Below are 19,410 nucleotides of genomic sequence, written 5' to 3' on the forward strand. Positions count from 1 at the left end.
GACGGGATTTCGATGAGCAAGCCTCTGGAAGGGCGCGTCGCGCTCGTCACCGGCGCGTCGCGCGGGATCGGCCGCGCTGCGGCGCTCGCCTTTGCCCAGGCCGGCGCACATGTGATCGCCCTGGCGCGCACCACAGGCGCGCTCGAGGAGCTCGACGACGAGATCCGGGCGATCGGCGGCAGCGCGACTTTGGTGCCGGCCGACCTCGCCGATGCCGCCGCAATCGAGAAGCTGGGCCCCGCCGTGCTGGAGCGCTGGGGCAGGCTCGACATCCTGCTCGCCAATGCCGGTGTCCTCGGCCCGCTGGCGCCGCTGACCCATGTCAGCCCGAAGGAATGGGCCGAGGTTTTCGACATCAATGTCAGCGCCAACTGGCGGCTGCTGAAATCGGTCGAGCCGGCGCTGAAGGCCTCCGAATCCGGCCGGGCGATCTTCCTGTCTTCCGGCGCAGCGCATAAGGGACTCGCCTATTGGGGACCTTATGCGGTGTCCAAGGCGGCGCTCGAGGCGATGGCGCGCAGCTACGCCGACGAGACGCGCACGACCAATCTGCGGGTCATGCTGGTCAATCCCGGCCCCTTGCGCACGCGCATGCGTGCCCAAGCGATGCCGGGCGAAGACCCGATGACCTTGAAGACGCCGGAAGACTTGGCGCCACATCTGGTCGAGATCGCCTCGCCAAGCTGGACCGAGACCGGCAAGATCTTCGATTTCCCGCAGGGCAAGGTGCTGACGCCGCAGATGCCGGCGTGAGAGTGCCCTGAAGATTGGCTGGAAGAGGCGAGCACCGGAGTAAAATGCTTCTACGCTCCCTCTCGCTATTGCCTGCCCTCGCCGCCCTCGGTTTGTCGATAGCTGCGATGACGGCGGGGCGAGTTGTAGCGGACAGCACTCGCATAAGCCCCGATTCCGCTCTGGCAAAGGAATTGCGCCAGACCTGTCGCTCGATCAGCGAACTATCGTTTGCGGGAGCGTCGGCCGATGCGCAGGAGATCATGGCCCGTGCCCAGGAGATCATCGCACGTGGCGATCGGGCTCTCGCAGCCTGCACCAGGCTGATTGACAGCGGGAGCCTCACGGGCGGCGATCTCGCCGGCGCCCTCCTCGATCGCGGAGATATCCTGGCACCGGGGACAGGCGACACGTACGCAAGGGCGCTCGCCGATTATGATCGGGCCATCGCCCTTGCGCCGACAGCGGCCATTACATTCTCGAAGCGCGGGAAGGCTCATCTGCTGTATATGCGGAACCTCCAGCAGGCTTTACGCGACCTCGATACCGCCATCCGCCTCGACCCGTCGCAAGCGGATTTCTTTGTCACACGCGCATCGGTTCAAGCTTGGCTCAAACAGCCCGACAAAGCTCTCGCCGATCTCGATCGCGCCATCGCCCTCGCGCCCACATTTGAAAAAGCCCGGTCCGTTCGCGGCCTGACCCATCTCGACCAGGGTAATTTTGCCAAAGCCATCGCCGATTTCGATGAAGCCATTCGTCTGGCGCCAAACTCTGACGAGAACTACAGCTTCCGCGCCGCAGCCAAACGTGCCGCAGGCGATCAGGATGGGGCTCGCGCGGACGAGACCAAAGCGCGCGAGCTGTCTTCTCCAAGCAATACTCCCGCGCAGCGTTGAGCGACGGCAAGATCGTCGACCGCCCGCAAGGCAGATGCTGCGGCTGCAGCTGTCGGCGTAGCGATCCGTGCTTCGTCATGGTCGGGCTTGTCCCGGCCATCCACGCCTTCCTCGGGCAGTGCGGCGTTTAAGACGTGGATGCTCGCCACAAGGGCGAGCATGACGGTGTGGTCACGCAGCCGCGTACTCCCGCACCACCGCGATCAAATCCGCCACTGTCAGGTTCGGCAGGGCTGCCATCTCGTCGAGCGAGAACCAGCCGATCCGGACATGCTCGTCCGACAGGTTCTCCGCTTCGCCGCCGTCCCAGCCAGAGACGACATAGATGTGGTGCAGTGCTGCGCCGTTGCGCTCCGGGAAGCGTTCCTCGGCCGAGAGCATCAGCCGATAGGTCAGCGGCGTCAGCCCGACCTCCTCGCGGCATTCGCGAATGAGCGCGGCTTCGAGCCCCTCGCCTGCCTCGACCCGGCCGCCGATTGCGTCCCAGTGATCGGCCCAGGCGCGCTTCCACGAGGCACGGAGGCCCAGCAGCACCCGCCCGTCGGCGCGCAGGAAGAGCGCGCTGACGGTCTCCAGCATCAGCTCTTGGCCTTGTCGTAGGGGTTGGCGCCACCGCGGGTATGGAGCCTGACCGGCGTGCCCGGCAATTCGAAGGCCTCGCGCAGGTTGTTGGTCAAATAGCGCATATAGGAGATCGGCAGGTGCTCGAGCTGGTTGCCGAACAGCGCGAAGGTCGGCGGCCGCGCCTTGGCCTGCGTCATATAGCGGATCTTGATCCGGCGACCGGCGACAGCCGGCGGCGGATGGGCCGAGAGCACGCCTTCGAGCCAGCGATTGATCTTCGCGGTGGAGACGCGGCGGTTCCAGACCTCATAGGCCCGGAACACCGCCTGCATCAGCCGATCAATGCCCTCGCCGGCAATCCCCGAGAGCGGCACGATCTCGACGCCGCGGATCTGCGCCAAGAGGTGATGCGCCTTCTCCTTGAGCTCGGCGAGCAGGCCCTGCTTGTCGGCGACAAGGTCCCATTTGTTCAGACCGATGACAACGGCGCGCCCCTCGCGCTCAGTCAGGTCGGCCAGCGTCAGGTCCTGCTTCTCGAAGGGGATGGTCGCGTCGAGCAAAACGACGACGACCTCGGCAAAGCGGATGGCACGCAGCGAATCCGCCACCGCGAGCTTCTCCAGCTTCTCGTCGATACGGGCGCGCTTGCGCATGCCAGCCGTGTCGAACAGCTTCACCGGCCTGCCGCGCCATTCCCACTCGACCGAGATCGTGTCGCGGGTGATTCCGGCTTCAGGGCCAGTCAGCAAGCGCTCTTCGCCGATCATCTTATTGACCAGCGTCGACTTGCCGGCATTGGGGCGGCCGATGATGGTGACGCGCACCGGCCGGCTGGGGTCCTCGCCCTCTTCGTCCGCGACAGCGGCAGGGGCGTCGGCCCAGGCCTCCTCCTCGTCCTCCTCCGGCTCGTCGTCGACGTAAGGTGCCAGCGCTTCCAGCAGGTCGGAGGTGCCCTCGCCATGTTCGGCCGAGAACGGCACGGGATCGCCGAGGCCGAGCGCATAGGCCTCCATAACGCCGTCCTTGCCCTTGTTCCCCTCGGCCTTGTTGGCGAGCAGGATGACGGGCTTGCCGGAGCGGCGCACCAGATCGGCGAAAGGCTGGTCCATCGGCGTCAGGCCGAGCCTGGCGTCGATCATGAACAGGATGACGTCGGCCTGGTCGATCGCTGTTTCGGTCTGGGCGCGCATGCGGCCCGCAAGCGAATCCTTGTCGGCCTCTTCGAGACCCGCGGTATCGATCACCGTGAAGCGCAGGTGGCCGAGGCTGGCCTCGCCTTCGCGCCGGTCGCGGGTGACGCCCGGCTGGTCGTCGACCAGCGCCAGCTTCTTGCCGACGAGCCGGTTGAACAGGGTCGACTTGCCGACATTGGGCCGGCCGACGATGGCAATGATTGCAGTCATGATCCGTCCAGTTGTGCCGGGCGCAGCCGCCGGCAACAACCGGCACCCGGAATCAATTCTTGATAGTCACCGGCCCGCCGCGGACCAGCGTCAGATAGAGTTCGACGCGCTGGCGCAGCACCTGCGGCGACTGCGGATCCGCGACGGCGGCATCGAACCAGCGTCCGGCGTCCTCGAAGAGGTTGGCCTTCAGCGCGGAAATGCCGAGGAATTCGCGGGCAGAATGGCGCCAGAGACCGGTCGGCGTCACCAGCGGTTCGAGCTCCTTGCGCAGCTCGGCATAAGGCAGGAGGTCGACGCGCAGCAAGCCAGCACGCAGGCGGGCGAGATCGCGGTAATACTGTTCGAGCGACGCGTCGTTGGCGAGCGCATCGAAGGCAGTGGCGCCGGCCGCTCCATCGCGCTTGCCGATCTCGGCCGCGAGGCGGAAGCGCGAGAGCTGGCGATAGCCCGCCGGAGCATTGGCGGCAAGTTCGGCCAACGTCGCCTCGGCCGCGCTGGCGTCGTTGTCGCGCGAGGCACGCACCGCCGCCTCGAACTTGGCGCCGACGGCCTCTGCCTTCTTGCGCTCCTGCTGCTGCCAGAACTGCCAGCCGCCGACGCCGGCGACAGCCAGCACGGCGATGGCGATGAAGACATTGCCATACTTCTTGAAGACGGCGGTCGCCTTGTCGCGGCGAACCTCCTCATCGATCTCGCGGAAAATATCGGACATGACGCCTCAAACTGCTCTCGCCTGCCGGGTAGCACCTTTGCCGGCGGAATGCGAGCCGGAACGGCCACATATGGCCATCGGCGCACGCCTATGGCGGCGCGGCGCTGGGCGAAGCCAGTCCGGAAAGCACGCGGTCGATGAGCTTGTGCCATTCGCCGGGATCGGCTCCAGCCGCAATGGCCAGGGCAGCCCTGTCATAGGCGGCACTGAGCAACTGGGTAGTTGCGGTCAATGGCAGAGACGGCAAAGCGCCGGACTGCATCGCCGCCGCAAGCCCTTCTTGCAAGGTCCGACCGCCGTGACGGGCGTCAATGGCATCGAGCTGGTCGCGGCCGAGTACTGCTGCGGCGTCGATCAGCAGCAGCTGGGTCCGTCCCGGCACCTGCATCGCCTCCAGGAAGGCCGCGCCGCCCTTGCTGAGCGCCTTCAGCGGCAAAAGGCCGGGCCGCGCCGCGCTCTCGATCTCATGCGCGACTGCGGCCGACTCCGCCTCGACCACGGCCCGGAACAAAGCGCGCTTGTCGGCGAAGTGATGATAGAGCGCGCCACGCGTCACGCCCGCCTCCGCGACCAGCTCGGGTGTGCCGGTCTCGGCATAGCCGCGGCTGACAAAGAGCTTGCGCCCCGCCGCGATCAATGCGGCGCGGGTGGTGTCGGAACGATCCTTATTGGATCGGCGTGCCATCTCTTGCATACGTGCAGCCTGTATGTTAATTAACAGAAACATGCAGATTGTATGTTTATGGCGAGAGGCAAGCAAGCCCATGAAAGTCACGAGCTATTATCCGGTGATCATGACCGAGAAGGTCGCCGAGACCACTGCCTTCTATATCGCGCATTTCGGCTTCCAGGCCCTGTTCGAGGCGGATTGGTACGTCCACCTGCAATCGACGGTCGACGAGCGGGTGACGCTGGCGGTGCTGAATGGCAGCCATGACACCATCCCCCTCCCCGGCCGCGGGCGCATCAGCGGGCTGATCCTGAATTTCGAGGTCGAGGACGTCGATGCGGAATATGCCCGGCTCAAGGCGGCCGGCCTGCCGATCCTGCAGGACCTGCGCGACGAATGGTTCGGCCAGCGCCATTTCATCACCGCCGACCCCAGCGGCGTATTGATCGACGTGATCAAGCCGATTCCGATGAGCGCCCCACCCGAAGCCCACGCTTGATCGGGCCGTGCATGGCAGGCACCTTGCTTTGGCTTCGGCCATCGCAAGGAGGATCGCCATGAACCGGATCGCCAGCGGGCTGGGAGCAGCCCTTCTCACCCTCGCCTCGTTCGGCACGGCCGAGGCGGCGCCGACCAAGGTCAAGGTCTTCGTCGCCTCGATGTTCGAGATCGGCGCCAACACCGGCGACCGGGCCGGCGAGTTCCAGCACTGGTATGAGCGCTACTGGCAGAAGAGCCAGCCGCATGAGGCGCGCGGCGCGCTGAAGCCGGTCTACTGCAACGAAGACGGCGTCTGCGGCGCCGTGCTCGGCATGGGCAAGGTCAATTCCTCCTCCTCGATGCAGGCGATCCTGCTCGATCCCGACTACGACTTCTCGCAAGCCTATTTCGTCATCACCGGCGTCGCCGGCACCCCGCCCTCGCGCGGCACGATCGGTGACGTCTCCTGGGGGACCTGGCTGGTTGATTACGATCTCGGCCACCGCTGGGCGCCGGAGGAAGGCAAGCCGGGCGAGCCGGTGTTCATCCCGCGCAAGGGCTATGAGGAGTACCGGGTCTTCAAGCTCAACCCGACGCTGGTCGGTTGGGCGACGCGGCTGAGCGCGGGGGCAAACCTGCAGGATTCGGAGTCGGCAAAGCAGTATCGCCAGCGCTATCCCGAGGAGCGGGCACGGGCGGCCCCTTCCGTCCAGACCGGCACGCACATGACCGGCGACACCTTCTTCCACGGGCCCGGCCTGTCGAAGGAGGCGCAGTACATGGCCAAGCTCTACGGCGCCGACGACTATGTCATCACGGAGATGGAAGCGGCGGCGATCACGCTGGTGATCAAGCGGCAATTCGGCACCGACCGGGTCCTCAGCCTGCGCGGCGCGGTCAACTTCGACCAGGGCAATCCGAACGAGACGACCTTGCAACATCTCGACCCGGCGCCGGGCCAGACGGCCGGCGGCTTCGCCGAGACCGTCGCCAATGTCGAAGCAGTCGGCTCGCGCGTCGTCGACCACATCGTCGGCAACTGGGGCGAGTGGCAGAAGGGCGTGCCGCCGCTGCCGGCCAAATAGCGCTCAGACCAACGGCTCTGCCCGAAACAGCAGGCTGCCATCGCCATAGGAATAGAAGCGGTAGCCCCCGGCGATGGCGTGGGCATAGGCGCGTTTCATCAGGTCGAGGCCGGCGAAGGCCGAAACCAGCATGAACAGCGTCGAGCGCGGCAGGTGGAAATTGGTCATCAGCAGGTCGACGGCGCGAAAGCGATAGCCCGGCGTGATGAAGATCGCCGTATCGCCCGAGAACGGCCGGATCATCCCATCCTCGCCAGCCGCGCTTTCGAGCAGGCGCAGCGAGGTCGTGCCCACCGCGACGATGCGGCCGCCAGCCGCCTTGACCGCATTGAGCGCGTCAGCCGTCGCTGCACTGACAGTGCCCCATTCGGCATGCATGCGATGCGCGTCGGTGTCATCGGCCTTGACCGGCAGGAAGGTGCCGGCGCCGACATGCAACGTGACGAAATGGCTGGAGACGCCGCGATTCTTGAGCGCGTCGAACAGCTCCGGCGTGAAGTGCAAACCGGCTGTCGGGGCGGCGACGGCGCCTTCCTCGCGGGCATAGGTCGTCTGGTAGTCGCGGACGTCGTTCTGGTCGGTTGCGCGCTTGCCGGCGATATAGGGCGGCAGCGGCAACTCGCCGAGCCGCGCGATCGCCTCGTCGAGATAGGGGCCGGTCAGCGAGAAGCGCAGGCCGATGTCGCCGCCCTCCCCCTTGTCTTCGACCTCGGCCTGAAGCCGGGCAAGTTCGCAGGCATTGCCGGCGCCGTCGCTGTCGAAGACGATCGTCTCGCCGATATTCAGCTTCTTGGCCGGGCGCGCGAAGGCGCGCCAGCGATCATCCGCCTCGCGCTTGTGCAGCATGATCTCGATGCGGGCCGAGGCCTCGCCGCGATAGCGCCGCCCCCAGAGCCGGGAGGGGATGACGCGGGTGTCATTCAGCACCAGCGCGTCGCCGGGCCGGAGCAGTTCGATGAGATCGCGGATGCCGCGATCTTCGAGCGGCCTGGGCGTACCCGGGCGGACGACGAGCAGCCTTGCGGCATCGCGCGGGCTTACAGGCCGCAGCGCGATGCGCTCTTCAGGCAGATCGAAGTCGAAAAGGTCGACGTCCACGATTCAGGCGCCGACAGCGGGCAGGCGCCTCAGGCGTCCGCCTGAACCTTCATCGAGACGATGGAGTCGGGATCGCGCACCGGCTCGCCGCGCTTGATCTTGTCGACGTTCTCCATGCCTTCGACGACCTGACCCCAGGCGGTGTACTGCTTGTCGAGGAAGCGGGCGTCGTCGAAGACGATGAAGAACTGGCTGTTGGCCGAGTTCGGGTTCTGGGAGCGAGCCATCGAGCAGACGCCGCGGACATGCGGCTCGGCGTTGAACTCCTGGGCGAGGTCCGGATGGCTCGAGCCGCCGGTGCCGGTGCCGTGCGGGCAGCCGACCTGCGCCATGAAGCCGTCGATGACGCGATGGAAGACGATGCCGTCGTAGAAGCCCTCGCGGGCGAGCAGCTTGATCCGCTCGACATGGTTGGGGGCGAGGTCCGGACGCAGCTTGATGACCACGCGGCCCTTGGTGGTCTCCATGACGAGGGTGTTCTCAGGGTCGAGCGACATCAGACTGATCTTTCGTTGGTCGGCACACGGCCGAAGAAGCGGATGGTGATCGGGCGGCCTGCGATACTCCCTCCGAGCCCCGGCGACAACCTCATCGGCGTACAGTCGCGCACGGCTCGCATCAGCGAGTCGCTGAAACGCTCGCGCAGGCCGGGCGGTGCGCGCCGCATCTCCCAGGTGACGCGCGGCTGGCCGAAGAGCGTGCCGTCGCGGCGCAGGCTGAAGCGCACGCTCGCGCTGGCACTACCACTTTGAGCATCGAGCGAGGGCGGCTGCCAGCAGCGCCGCAGCGCCGGACCGATCTGGTCGAGCCTGTCGATGGTCTCTCCGCCGAGGCCGATCGTCTCGGGATTGACCGTGCCACTAACGCCGTTGTCGACGCCAGGCGTTTGCGGCGGCCTGACCGGCCGGCGCGCACCTTCACCGAAGGGACCGCCGATGCCCGGCATATAGCGTTGGCCCGATTGCGGCGGCAGCACCGGATTCTGTGAACCCGATGGCGGCGGCAGGACAGGATTCTGGAAGCCGGAGGCAGGCGGCAGGCCGAGATCGCGCGTGTCCTGCGCTTGCACCGTGCTGCCGGTGCAAGCCAGCAGCAGGAGCAAAAGCGCAGGCAGGCGCGACCGGCGCATGGGAGTTACTTGGCGTCCGCCAGCAGGCGCATGCGGATGATCTTGTCGGGGCCGGTCACAGAGCCGTTGTTGGCGCTGCTGCCCTTCTTGATCTTGCGCACCGCGTCCATGCCGGAGACGACCTCACCGAACAGGGTATACTGGCCGGTCAGCGAGCCGCAGCCCTCAAAGCAGATGAAGAACTGCGAGTTCGCCGAGTTCGGGCTCTGCGAGCGCGCCATACCGACCGAGCCGGCCTTGTACGGTGTGGGGGTGAACTCGGCCGGAATGTTCGGCAGGTCGGAGCCGCCGGTGCCGTCGCCCTTCGGATCGCCGGTCTGGGCCATAAAGCCATCGATGACGCGGTGGAAGACAATACCATTGTAGAAGCCGCGCTTGGTCAGCGCCTTGATCTGTTCGACATGCTTGGGCGCAAGGTCGGGCCGCAGACGGATGGTCACCGGCCCGTCCTTGGTCTCGAGCACCACGGTGTTCTGCGGATCAAGATTGGCCGGCGCGGGCACCTGGGCCTGAGCCAGGCTGACGGAAGCGGAAAGCGCCAAAGCGGCGAGCGTGGTGCGAAGCATCGGAATCTCTCCTGACCGCCGGAACGGCCCGGCGCATCTGAGGCAGCGAGGTAGCGATATCCTATGACTGGAACAAGGCGTGGAATCGCCATCGGAGCACAATGTTGCACCGCACAAGAACAAACTGGAATAATTTTGCAAAAAGTTCGGTCGCGACCTGCCTAAACAGGTGACAACATTATTGCGATCCGCTAATCAATTCAGCGCTGGGCTCGCCCGACCGTTTTCCGGGCGCCGCGGACCAGGTCTCGGGAGGAACAAACAGCCGCTAGTATATGAGTGCGCATCGACAATGGCGCGCCGATACTTCGGTAAAAAACAGACTTCCAAAGGCAAGGCGAAAGCCTTGCTTTTTGTTTTTGGACTATACGCTAAGTTGTACTGAACGCTGTTCAGATATCGAGATTGGTCCAGACATACCAGACGATGCCGAAGACGATGCCAGCGAGGATCGTCGTTGCCACCGCCTTCTTGGCAAGACCCGGCAGAACTGGCGCACCGGGATCGGTGCCCTTCTCGACTTCCCCGCTCTCCGCCTGACTGCGCACGCCAAACGGCAGCACGGCGAACAGCACCGTCCACCAGATCACGAAATAGACCGCGAGCCCGCCGCCGATCGTCATGATTCGTTGCCCTCACCGGCCAAGGCGATGCAGGAGAACGCGACCCTGGCCTCTGTCGGAACACCGAACCGCGCCGTATGCCGAGCCGGCAGGCCGTTCGGAAAATGCTTCACGTATTCGGCATTGCAGGCAGCGTAGTCGCTGGGATCGGTGATCAGCATCGTCATCTGCACGACGCGATCGAGGCTGCTGCCGGCCTCCGCCAAGATGCCGGCGATATACCCCAACGCCTGCCTTACCTGCTCTCCGGGCGTCGCACCGCGAACGATGCCGTTCGCGGGATCATGCGGCGCCGACTGGCCAGAGACGAAGACGAGGCCGCCGGCGCGCGTAGCGAGGCTGAAGGGGCGCGGCGACCCGGCCTCCGGTTCGCCGAAGAATGCGATCTCGGACGTCATGGCTCAGGCCTGTTCCAGTTCGACGAGCGTGCCGCAGAAATCCTTCGGGTGCAGGAAAAGCACGGGCTTGCCATGGGCGCCGATCCGCGGCTCGCCGGAGCCCAGCACGCGCGCGCCTTGCGCCTTCAGCCGATCGCGCGCGGCGAGGATGTCGTCGACCTCGTAGCAGATGTGGTGGATGCCGCCGTCGGCATTGCGCTCCAGGAATTTGGCGATCGGCGAATCCGCGCCCATCGGCTCGAGCAGCTCGACCTTGGTGTTCGGCAGTTCGACGAAGACCACGGTGACGCCATGCTCGGGCTGCGGTAGCGGCTGCGAGACGCGGGCGCCGAGCGTATCGCGATAGAGCGCGGTCGAGGCGGCAAGATCCTTCACGGCGATGGCGACGTGGTTGAGGCGTCCGATCATTCAAAGACTCCGTTCAGGCGCGGCGTTCAGCGGGCGATATGCCCGATCCTACACCGTGATCACCAGCGCGTTCACCAGCGGCTTCTTGCCCCACTCCTCATTGACGGCGCTGCGGACGCCACGTTCGAGGGCGTTGCGCACCGCCTCGGGATCGCGGCGCTTCCCCTTGGGCATGCCCTCGATCAGGTCCTCGACCGCATCGGCGACGATATCGTCGAAGGGCGTGCCGTCCTTGGCGGCGAGCGGCAGGCCGATCAGCGCAACCTCAGGATCGCCGGCGAGCTCGCCCTTCTCGTCCAACGCCACCGCGATCGAGATCACGCCGGCGAAGGACAGCTTGCGGCGCTCGGGAATGGTGCGGTCGAGTGCGCCGATCAGCAGCTCGCCATCCTGATAGAGCCGGCCATGCTGGACCTCGGTGAGCTTGCGGGCGCCCTCCTCGGTGATCGCGACGACATCGCCATTGCCGGCGCGCAGCACATGCTTGACACCGAGGCTGCGCGCGAAGGTCGCGTGCTCGGTCAGATGCTGATCCTCGCCATGAGCGGGGATCGCGATCTTCGGCTTCAGCCAGCCATAGAGCCGCGCCAGCTCCTCACGACGGGGGTGGCCGGAGACGTGCACGAGATGGGTGCGGTCGGTGATGATCTCGATGTTGTCGCGCGCCAGCCGGTTGAGGATGGCGCCGACCGCCTTCTCGTTACCAGGGATGGTGCGCGAGGAGAAGATCACCCGGTCGCCTGCTGCAAGGGCGATCTCGGGGTGATCGTCCGCGGCAATGCGTGAGAGCGCCGCGCGCGGCTCGCCCTGGCTGCCGGTTACCAACGCGACGACCTTGTCGCGTGGCAGATAGCCATAGGTATCGACGCCGCGGAACGCCGGGATGCCATCGAGGAATCCACATTCGCGGGCGACGTCGATGACGCGGTCCATGGCGCGGCCAACGACGACGACCTCGCGCTGATTGGCCATGGCCGCCTCGGCGACCGCACGCAGGCGGGCGACGTTAGAAGCGAAGGTGGTGACGGCGACGCGGTTGGGGGCGGAAGCGACCAACTCCTTGAGTTTGGCGGCGACATCGGCCTCGCTCGGGCTGATGCCGTCGCGCAGGACATTGGTCGAGTCGCAGACCAGCGCCAGCACGCCCTCCTCGCCTAGTTCGCGCAGGCGGGCTTCGTCGGTCGGCAGTCCGACGCGCGGCGTCGGGTCGATCTTCCAGTCACCGGTATGGACGACGAGGCCGGCCGCGGTGCGGATCGCGAGCGCGTTCGATTCCGGGATCGAATGGGCGACCGGCACGAATTCGATGTCGAAGGGCCCGAGCGTGAAACGTCCACCCTGCGCGACGATGTTCATCTCGACCTTGGGCGCGCCCGGCTCCGACAGGCGGCGCGTCGCGAGCAGGCCGGCTGCGAAGCGGGTGCACCAGACCGGCACGCGCAGCGAGGGCCAGAGCGCGGCGAGCGCGCCGATATGGTCCTCATGGGCGTGGGTGATGACAATGCCGAGGAGGTTGGCCCGATCCTGGATGATGTAGCTGAGGTCGGGCAGGACGATGTCGACGCCCGGCGCCTCCGGCCCCGCAAAGGAGAGCCCGCAATCGACCAGGATCCATTTGCGCTTCTTCTCCGGCCCGAAGCCGTAGAGCGCGGCGTTCATGCCGATCTCACCGAGGCCGCCGAGCGGAACGAAGACGAGCTGGTCGCTGGAGCGGGTCACTGGCAATCCTGACATTCTATTCTGAAGCATGCGGCGGCAGGCCTAGCATGCCCACCCACCGGTCTCCATAGCGGCAGCAGCGGGCAAGCGGGCGCTGCCTCATCAACTAGCCGACCGATCGGAGGCCGATGCCGTGCCGAAGAAGAGATCGCCGGCGTCGATCACGCGAAGGCCGGCTTCCGTCTCCAGTTCCAAGCGTCCGGAGGCGTCGAGGCCGCGGAAGCGGCCGGAGACCGGCCCCTCCGGCAGACGCATGGTAATGACCTCGCCGAGATAGGCGGCGCGCTCGAGCCAGGCGGAACGGGTCGGGCCGAAGCCACCCGGCAGGGACCAGGCCGAGAAGCGCCGGTGCCAGGCATCGGAAAGGGCCGCCAGCAAGCGCTCGACACTCGCACCGGCAGCATGCGCGGCGAGATGCGTGGCGGGATAAGGCGTTTCTTCCGGCGCGGACGCGACGTTGATACCGATCCCGATGATGACGTTGAAGTGCCCTGCCCGGTTCTCGCCTTCGAGCAGCAGGCCCGATGTCTTGGCGCCGCCGAGCAGCAGATCGTTGGGCCATTTCAGCCCGAGCGCTGGCGCAGCGAGCCCGGTCACCGCAGCAGCCGCATCATGCAAAGCGAGCCCGGCGACGAAGCCGAGCTGCGGCGCAAGAGCCGGCTCGCAGGGCGTGACCATGAGCAGGCTTGCGTAGAGATTGCCGGGCGGCGAGCCCCAGTGCCGACCATGACGGCCGCGACCGGCATTCTGGCTTTTTGCGACGATCCAGAGCCGCCCCGGATCGCCTTCGCCGAGCGCCCGCCTTGCCTCCTCCATGGTGGAGGCGACCTCGTCGCGGACGATCAGGCGATAGCCGGCGGCACGCGCCGTTTCGCCGAGCACCTAAGCGCTCAGAACAGCGACTTCGCTGCCGCTGCCGCGGAATCGAACAGCGGCGCCGGCAGGAAGGACAGCACCAGGACGAAAACCGCCGAGATCAGCAGCACGGTCCGCACGCCGGCATCGCCCTTGTCGAAAGCCGGCTTGGCGTCGTCGAAGTAGATCACCTTGACGATGCGCAGGTAGTAATAGGCGCCGACGACGCTGGTGACGACGCCGACGACGGCGAGCACATAGAGCTTGGCCTCGATCGCGGCGAGGAAGACGTACCACTTCGCCCAGAAGCCGGCGAGCGGCGGGATGCCGGCGAGCGAGAACATCATCATCGACATCGCGAACGCCATCCAGCCATTGGTGCGGGACAGGCCGGCGAGCTCGCCGATGTCCTCGACCGGCTTGCCATTGCGGTTCATCATCAGCACGCAGGCGAAGGCGGCGAGCGTGGTGGCGAGATAGATCGCCATATAGGTCATCACGCCTTGGACGCCGGAGGGCGTGCCGGCGGCGAGGCCAACCAGCGCGTAGCCCATATTGGCGATCGAGGAATAGGCGAGCAGGCGCTTGATGTTGCTCTGGCCGATCGCGGCGAAGGCGCCGAGCGCCATCGAGGCGATCGCCATGAAGACGATGATCTGCTGCCAGTCGTGCAGGGCGCCCGGGAAGGCTCCGACGAAGATGCGCACGGTCATCGCCATCGCCGCCATTTTCGGCGCCGAGGCGAAGAAGGCGGCGACCGGGGTCGGCGCGCCCTCGTAGACGTCCGGCGTCCACATATGGAACGGCACGGCCGAGATCTTGAAGGCGACGCCGGCGGCGACGAAGACGAGGCCGATGATCAGGCCGATGCCAGGATGGCCACCCTTCACGGCCTCGGCGATGCCGACATAGCTCACCGTGCCGGTGAAGCCATAGACCAGCGACGAACCGTAAAGCAGCATGCCCGAGGAGAGCGCGCCGAGGACGAAATATTTCAGGCCGGCCTCGGTCGAGCGCGGGTTGTCGCGATCGAAGGCGGCAACGACATAGAGCGCGAGCGACTGCAGCTCGAGGCCGACATAGAGCCCGATCAGGTCGTTGGCCGAGATCATCATCATCATGCCGATGATGGCGAGGACGACGAGGATCGGGAACTCGAAGCGCATGGCGCCGTCGCGGCGCAGGAAATCGGCCGAGAGCACGATCGCGGCGGCGGCGCCGATCAGCGTCAGCACCTTCATGAAGCGGGCGAAGCCGTCGGCGATGAAGGCACCGTTGAAGGTGACGACCTTGCCCTCGCCGCGCAGGACGAGCACCAGCGCCAAAGCCAGGAGCGCCAGCGCCGCGATTTCGAGCGTACGCGTCGAGCGCTCGCCCTGAATCGCGCCGTAAAGCACCATGGCGATGGCGCCGAGCGCCAGCACGATTTCCGGAAGCGCGGGGCCGAGAGCGGGCAAGGTCATCGGAGCAGCCTTACTGGACAGCCAGCATCGCCGTCTTCGCGGCGGTGATGGCGGCCTGATAGTTCTTGATGAGGGCCTCGGTCGGCGCCGCGAAGGCGTCGAGGATCGTGCCGGGGGCGATGCCGTACCAGATCGTCAGCAGGACGAGCGGCACGAAGATCGCGATCTCGCGGGCGTTCAGATCAGTGATGTCCTTGAGCTCGGGCTTGACCAACTCGCCGAAGACGACGCGGCGATAGAGCCAGAGCGCGTAGCCAGCCGACAGGATCACGCCGAAGGTCGCAATGAACGCCACCCAGGGATTGGCCTTGAAGGCGCCCATCAGCGTCAGGAACTCGCCGACGAAGCCCGCCGTGCCCGGCAGGCCGACATTGGCCATGGTGAAGATCATGAACACCACCGCGTAGAGCGGCATCCGGTTTACCAGGCCGCCATAAGCAGCGATCTCGCGGGTGTGCATGCGGTCGTAGATCACGCCGACGCAGAGGAAGAGCGCGCCCGAGACCAGGCCGTGGCTGACCATCTGGAACATGGCGCCCTGGATGCCCTGCGGCGTCAGGGTGAACAGGCCCATGGTGACGAAGCCCATATGCGCCACCGAGGAGTAGGCGATCAGCTTCTTGATGTCCTCCTGCATCAGCGCCACCAACGAGGTGTAGACGATGGCGATGACGGAGAGCGCGTAGACCAGCGGCGCGAACATCGCCGAGGCATCGGGGAACATCGGGATCGAGAAGCGGATGAAGCCGTAGCCGCCCATCTTCAGGAGGATCGCCGCCAGGATCACGGAGCCGGCGGTCGGCGCCTCGACGTGGGCATCGGGCAGCCAGGTGTGCACCGGCCACATCGGCATCTTCACCGCGAAGGAGGCGAAGAAGGCGAGCCAGAGCCAGGGCTGCATCTGGACCGGGAACTTGTGCGTCAGCAGCGTCGGGATGTCGGTGGTGCCAGCGTTCCAGTACATCGCCATGATGGCGAGCAGCATCAGCACCGAGCCAAGCAGCGTGTAGAGGAAGAACTTGTACGACGCATAGACCCGGCGCTTGCCGCCCCAGATGCCGATGATCAGGAACATCGGGATCAGGCCGGCCTCGAACAGCAGGTAGAACAGCACGAGGTCGAGCGCGACGAAGACGCCGATCATCAGCGTCTCGAGGATCAGGAACGCGACCATGTATTCGCGCACCCGCTTCTCGACCGAGGTCCAGGACGCCAGGATGCAGAACGGCATCAGGAAGGCGGTCAGGACCACGAAGGGGAAGGAGAAGCCGTCGACGCCGAGCTTGAACTTGATGATGTCGGAGACCCAGCCATGGGTCTCGACCATCTGGAAGCCGGGATTGGCCGAGTCGAAACGACTCCAGGCGACCAGCGCCAGAATGAAGGTCGCAACCGTCGCGATCAGCGCCGCCCAGCGGGCGTTGGAGTTGACCGAGGCCTCGTCGCCGCGCTGCGCCAGGATGAAGGCGGCGCCGACCAGCGGCAGGACCAGGAGACCGGTGAGGATACCGAAGCCGAACATCATCTCACCCACGGGCCATGAGGTACCAGGTCACCAGCCCGGCGACGCCGATCAGCATGGCGAAGGCATAGTGGTAGACATAGCCGGTCTGCAGCCGCACGACCCGGTTGGTCACGTCGACGACGCGGGCCGAAACCCCGTCCGGCCCCATGCCGTCGATGACGAAGCCATCGCCCTTCTTCCAGAGGAAGCGGCCGAGCCACATCGCCGGCTTCACGAACAGGAAGTCGTAGATCTCGTCGAAGTACCACTTGTTGAGCAGGAACTTGTAGAGCACCGGGTTGGCGGCGGCGAGCTTGCCAGGCACGTCCGGGCGGCGCACGTACATGTACCAAGCTAGGGCAAAGCCGGTCAGCATCGCGACGAAGGGCGAGGCGACGACCCATTTCGGCACTTCGTGCATGGCGTGCAGGATGTGGTTGTCCTTGCCGGTAAACAGCGCCGCCTTCCAGAAGTGCTCGTAGTCGTGGCCGACGAACGCTTCCTTGAAGGCGAAGCCCGCCGCTACCGCACCGAGCGACAGCACGGCGAGCGGGATCAGCATGACGAGCGGGCTCTCATGCGGCTTGTGGTCGTGACCATGCCCGCGATCGTCGTGGCTATGGGCATGGTCGTCGTGGTGACCATGGGCGCCGTGCGCATGATCGTCGTGACCGTGCGCGTCATGACCGTGACCAGCCCAACGCGGCTTGCCCTCGAAGGTCATGAAATAGAGCCGCCAGGAGTAGAACGACGTCATCAGCGCCGCGACAACCAGCAGCGGGAAGGCGTATCCACCCGCGACGCCCTTGGCGGCATAGGCGCTCTCGATGATCGCGTCCTTCGAGAAGAAGCCGGCGAAGCCGAACACAGTCCCGGGAATGCCGACGCCGGTCAGCGCCAGCGTGCCGATCGTCATTGCGGCCGCGGTCCACGGGATGTGCTTCCTGAGGCCACCCATGTTCCGCATGTCCTGCTCGTGGTGCATCGCATGGATGACCGAGCCGGCTCCCAAGAAGAGCAGCGCCTTGAAGAAGGCGTGGGTGAACAGATGGAAGATGCCGGCCGAATAGGCGCCGACACCCATCGCCACGAACATGTAGCCGAGCTGGGAACAGGTCGAATAGGCGATGACGCGCTTGATGTCGTTCTGCACCAGGCCGACGGTTGCGGCGAAGAAGGCGGTGGTGGCGCCGATGACGACGACGACGGTCAGCGCGACCGGCGCGTATTCGAAGATCGGCGACAGGCGCGCCACCATGAAGACGCCGGCGGTGACCATGGTCGCGGCGTGGATCAGCGCCGAGACCGGGGTCGGGCCCTCCATCGCGTCCGGCAGCCAGGTGTGCAGCATGAACTGTGCCGACTTGCCCATGGCGCCCATGAACAGCAGCAGGGCGGTCAGCGTCAGCGCGTTCCAGTCATAGCCGAGGAAGCGGAAGCTGCGCTCGGTGAGGCCAGCGATCTGCGGGAAGATGCTGTCGAAGGCGACCGAGCCCGTCAGCACGAAAACCAGGAAGATGCCGAGCAGGAAGCCGAAATCGCCGACGCGGTTGACGACGAAGGCCTTGATCGCCGCGGCGTTGGCCGAGGGCTTCTGGTACCAGAATCCGATCAGCAGATAGGAGGCGAGACCGACGCCTTCCCAGCCGAAGAACATCTGCACGAGGTTGTCGGCCGTCACCAGCATCAGCATGGCGAAGGTGAACAGCGAGAGATAGGCGAAGAAACGCGGCCGCGAGGGATCCTCGTGCATATAGCCGATCGAATAGACGTGCACGAGCGAGGAGACGGTGTTGACGACGACCAGCATCACGGCGGTCAGCGTGTCGATACGGAAGGCCCAGTCGACGCGCAGGTCCGCAGAGGCCAGCCAGGTCGCGACCTGGACGCGGGTGGTGCCGGAGCCGAAGCCGACCTGGAACAGGGCGATCCAGGACAGCACCGCCGAGACCAGCAGCAGCGTGGTGGTGACGATCTCCGAGGCGCGGGCGCCGATCAGCCGGCCGAAAATGCCGGCGATGAAGAAGCCGATCAGAGGGAGGAAGACGATCGCTTGATACATGGCAGGTTACGGGCGCGTTGCCGCGCTCAGCCTTTCATCATGTTGATGTCTTCCACCGCGATCGTGCCGCGGTTGCGGAAGTAGACGACGAGAATGGCGAGCCCGATCGCGGCCTCGGCGGCGGCGACGGTCAGCACCAGGAGCGCGAAGACCTGGCCGACGATGTCGTTCAGGAAGCTTGAGAAGGCGACGAAATTGATGTTGACCGAGAGCAGGATCAGCTCGATCGACATCAGGATGACGATGACGTTCTTGCGGTTGATGAAGATGCCGAGCACGCCGAGCGTGAACAGGATCGCGCCGACCGCGAGATAGTGTCCGAGCCCGATCATCACGCCATCTCCTCGGGAACGCCGGCGCGCGACGGCACCTGCTTCACATCCATCGCCGCAGCCTTGGTGCGGGCGTTCTGGGTCGGGATATCCTGGCGCTTGACGCCCGGCCGGCCGCGCAGCGTCAGCACGATCGCGCCGATCATCGCGACCAGCAGCACGAGCCCGGCCGCCTGGAAGTAGTAGACGTACTTGGTATAGAGCACCTGCCCCAGCGCCGCCGTGTTGGTGACACCAGCGGGGATCGCCGCGACAGGCGCCCGCGCGATCTGCGGATCGATCACCCAGGCGCCGACGACCAGCAACAATTCGACCGCGAAGATCAGCCCGATCAGGCCGCCGATCGGTAGGTATTGCAGGAAGCCCTGGCGCAACTCGGCGAAATCGACGTCGAGCATCATCACCACGAAGAGGAAGAGCACGGCGACGGCGCCGACATAGACGACGATCAGCAGCATCGCCAGGAACTCGGCCCCGAGCAGCAGGAACAGGCCCGCCGCGTTGACGAAGGCGAGGATCAGGAACAACACCGAATGGACCGGGTTGCGCGCCGAAATCACCATCAGCGCCGAAGCGATGGTGACGCCTGAGAAGAGATAGAAGAAAGCCGCTGCGGCATTCATCTCGCCAGCCTTTCCGCCCTTTCGGGCGGCCCTCGTTTTCATCACGCGGCGAGTCGTGGGCCCGCCGCAGTTTGGAGCGTCT

22 protein-coding genes are annotated in these 19,410 nt (G+C 65.8%); 4 read left to right on the top strand and 18 right to left on the bottom strand.

What is annotated here, in order from left to right; genetic code table 11:
- Nucleotides 1–12: 12 nt before the first annotated feature.
- Both BLM15_RS07190 and BLM15_RS07195 read left to right on the top strand, forming a co-directional pair.
- Nucleotides 13–753 carry an SDR family NAD(P)-dependent oxidoreductase gene (locus tag BLM15_RS07190; protein WP_126111707.1) on the top strand — a complete coding sequence of 247 codons (741 nt, stop codon included), beginning with the start codon at nt 13–15 and terminating at the stop codon, nt 751–753.
- Nucleotides 754–995: 242 nt separating this feature from the next.
- Entirely contained in the window at nt 996–1,631 is a 636-nt protein-coding gene (locus BLM15_RS07195) for a tetratricopeptide repeat protein (RefSeq protein WP_164985388.1), read from the top strand.
- Between the two features lie 171 nt (nt 1,632–1,802).
- Here BLM15_RS07195 and BLM15_RS07200 read toward each other — a convergent pair whose 3' ends face one another.
- From BLM15_RS07200 to BLM15_RS07215, 4 genes are all read right to left on the bottom strand, one after another.
- A complete protein-coding gene (locus tag BLM15_RS07200; RefSeq protein ID WP_126111711.1) occupies nt 1,803–2,210 on the bottom strand; it encodes an NUDIX hydrolase in 408 nt (135 codons plus the stop codon).
- Entirely contained in the window at nt 2,210–3,598 is a 1,389-nt protein-coding gene (gene der / locus BLM15_RS07205) for a ribosome biogenesis GTPase Der (protein ID WP_126111713.1), read from the bottom strand. The genes BLM15_RS07200 and der overlap by 1 nt, the downstream gene beginning before the upstream one ends.
- A gap of 52 nt (nt 3,599–3,650) precedes the next feature.
- Nucleotides 3,651–4,313, bottom strand: coding sequence for a tetratricopeptide repeat protein (locus BLM15_RS07210; protein WP_126111715.1), 663 nt, complete (start codon nt 4,311–4,313; stop codon nt 3,651–3,653).
- 88 nt (nt 4,314–4,401) lie between these two features.
- On the bottom strand, nt 4,402–5,007 hold the full coding sequence (locus tag BLM15_RS07215) for a TetR/AcrR family transcriptional regulator (RefSeq protein WP_126116098.1): 606 nt from the start codon (nt 5,005–5,007) through the stop codon (nt 4,402–4,404).
- Between the two features lie 70 nt (nt 5,008–5,077).
- On the opposite strand from BLM15_RS07215, the gene BLM15_RS07220 reads away from it, so the two are divergent.
- Together BLM15_RS07220 and BLM15_RS07225 are read left to right on the top strand one after the other, a co-directional pair.
- Nucleotides 5,078–5,482: a VOC family protein gene (locus BLM15_RS07220; protein ID WP_126111717.1), complete on the top strand. Its 405-nt coding sequence runs from the start codon at nt 5,078–5,080 to the stop codon at nt 5,480–5,482.
- Between the two features lie 58 nt (nt 5,483–5,540).
- Entirely contained in the window at nt 5,541–6,548 is a 1,008-nt protein-coding gene (locus BLM15_RS07225) for a purine-nucleoside phosphorylase (protein ID WP_126111719.1), read from the top strand.
- A 3-nt stretch (nt 6,549–6,551) separates the two neighbouring features.
- Here BLM15_RS07225 and queA read toward each other — a convergent pair whose 3' ends face one another.
- The 14 genes from queA to BLM15_RS07295 all read right to left on the bottom strand — a co-directional run bounded on the left by queA (nt 6,552) and on the right by BLM15_RS07295 (nt 19,328).
- Nucleotides 6,552–7,646 carry a tRNA preQ1(34) S-adenosylmethionine ribosyltransferase-isomerase QueA gene (queA, locus tag BLM15_RS07230; protein WP_126111721.1) on the bottom strand — a complete coding sequence of 365 codons (1,095 nt, stop codon included), beginning with the start codon at nt 7,644–7,646 and terminating at the stop codon, nt 6,552–6,554.
- A gap of 29 nt (nt 7,647–7,675) precedes the next feature.
- A complete protein-coding gene (locus BLM15_RS07235; protein ID WP_126111723.1) occupies nt 7,676–8,143 on the bottom strand; it encodes a peptidylprolyl isomerase in 468 nt (155 codons plus the stop codon).
- Nucleotides 8,143–8,775 carry a hypothetical protein gene (locus BLM15_RS07240; protein ID WP_126111725.1) on the bottom strand — a complete coding sequence of 211 codons (633 nt, stop codon included), beginning with the start codon at nt 8,773–8,775 and terminating at the stop codon, nt 8,143–8,145. Before BLM15_RS07240 ends, BLM15_RS07235 begins: the two co-directional genes overlap by 1 nt.
- 5 nt (nt 8,776–8,780) lie before the next feature.
- Complete coding sequence (locus BLM15_RS07245; RefSeq protein ID WP_126111727.1) at nt 8,781–9,341, bottom strand: peptidylprolyl isomerase; 561 nt, start codon at nt 9,339–9,341, stop codon at nt 8,781–8,783.
- Between the two features lie 392 nt (nt 9,342–9,733).
- Nucleotides 9,734–9,964 (bottom strand): DUF1467 family protein, encoded by a 231-nt coding sequence (locus tag BLM15_RS07250; RefSeq protein WP_126111729.1) that lies wholly within the window; start codon nt 9,962–9,964, stop codon nt 9,734–9,736.
- Nucleotides 9,961–10,362 carry a RidA family protein gene (locus BLM15_RS07255; protein WP_126111731.1) on the bottom strand — a complete coding sequence of 134 codons (402 nt, stop codon included), beginning with the start codon at nt 10,360–10,362 and terminating at the stop codon, nt 9,961–9,963. Before BLM15_RS07255 ends, BLM15_RS07250 begins: the two co-directional genes overlap by 4 nt.
- A 3-nt stretch (nt 10,363–10,365) precedes the next feature.
- Nucleotides 10,366–10,770 carry a methylmalonyl-CoA epimerase gene (mce, locus tag BLM15_RS07260; protein WP_126111733.1) on the bottom strand — a complete coding sequence of 135 codons (405 nt, stop codon included), beginning with the start codon at nt 10,768–10,770 and terminating at the stop codon, nt 10,366–10,368.
- A 48-nt stretch (nt 10,771–10,818) separates the two neighbouring features.
- Complete coding sequence (locus BLM15_RS07265) at nt 10,819–12,489, bottom strand: ribonuclease J (protein WP_126111735.1); 1,671 nt, start codon at nt 12,487–12,489, stop codon at nt 10,819–10,821.
- Nucleotides 12,490–12,591: 102 nt separating this feature from the next.
- The gene (locus BLM15_RS07270) at nt 12,592–13,371 is read right to left on the bottom strand and encodes a biotin--[acetyl-CoA-carboxylase] ligase (protein ID WP_236846599.1); all 780 of its coding nucleotides are present in this window, start codon (nt 13,369–13,371) and stop codon (nt 12,592–12,594) included.
- A gap of 8 nt (nt 13,372–13,379) precedes the next feature.
- Entirely contained in the window at nt 13,380–14,807 is a 1,428-nt protein-coding gene (gene nuoN, locus BLM15_RS07275; protein ID WP_126111737.1) for an NADH-quinone oxidoreductase subunit NuoN, read from the bottom strand.
- Between the two features lie 10 nt (nt 14,808–14,817).
- The gene (locus BLM15_RS07280; protein ID WP_126116100.1) at nt 14,818–16,329 is read right to left on the bottom strand and encodes an NADH-quinone oxidoreductase subunit M; all 1,512 of its coding nucleotides are present in this window, start codon (nt 16,327–16,329) and stop codon (nt 14,818–14,820) included.
- A gap of 4 nt (nt 16,330–16,333) precedes the next feature.
- A complete protein-coding gene (nuoL, locus tag BLM15_RS07285) occupies nt 16,334–18,373 on the bottom strand; it encodes an NADH-quinone oxidoreductase subunit L (RefSeq protein WP_126111739.1) in 2,040 nt (679 codons plus the stop codon).
- 26 nt (nt 18,374–18,399) lie between these two features.
- Nucleotides 18,400–18,708 carry an NADH-quinone oxidoreductase subunit NuoK gene (nuoK, locus tag BLM15_RS07290; RefSeq protein WP_110491227.1) on the bottom strand — a complete coding sequence of 103 codons (309 nt, stop codon included), beginning with the start codon at nt 18,706–18,708 and terminating at the stop codon, nt 18,400–18,402.
- On the bottom strand, nt 18,705–19,328 hold the full coding sequence (locus BLM15_RS07295; protein WP_126111741.1) for an NADH-quinone oxidoreductase subunit J: 624 nt from the start codon (nt 19,326–19,328) through the stop codon (nt 18,705–18,707). Before BLM15_RS07295 ends, nuoK begins: the two co-directional genes overlap by 4 nt.
- Nucleotides 19,329–19,410: the final 82 nt, after the last annotated feature.

Origin of the sequence: Bosea sp. Tri-49 (genome assembly GCF_003952665.1) — a bacterium.
Taxonomy (GTDB): domain Bacteria; phylum Pseudomonadota; class Alphaproteobacteria; order Rhizobiales; family Beijerinckiaceae; genus Allobosea.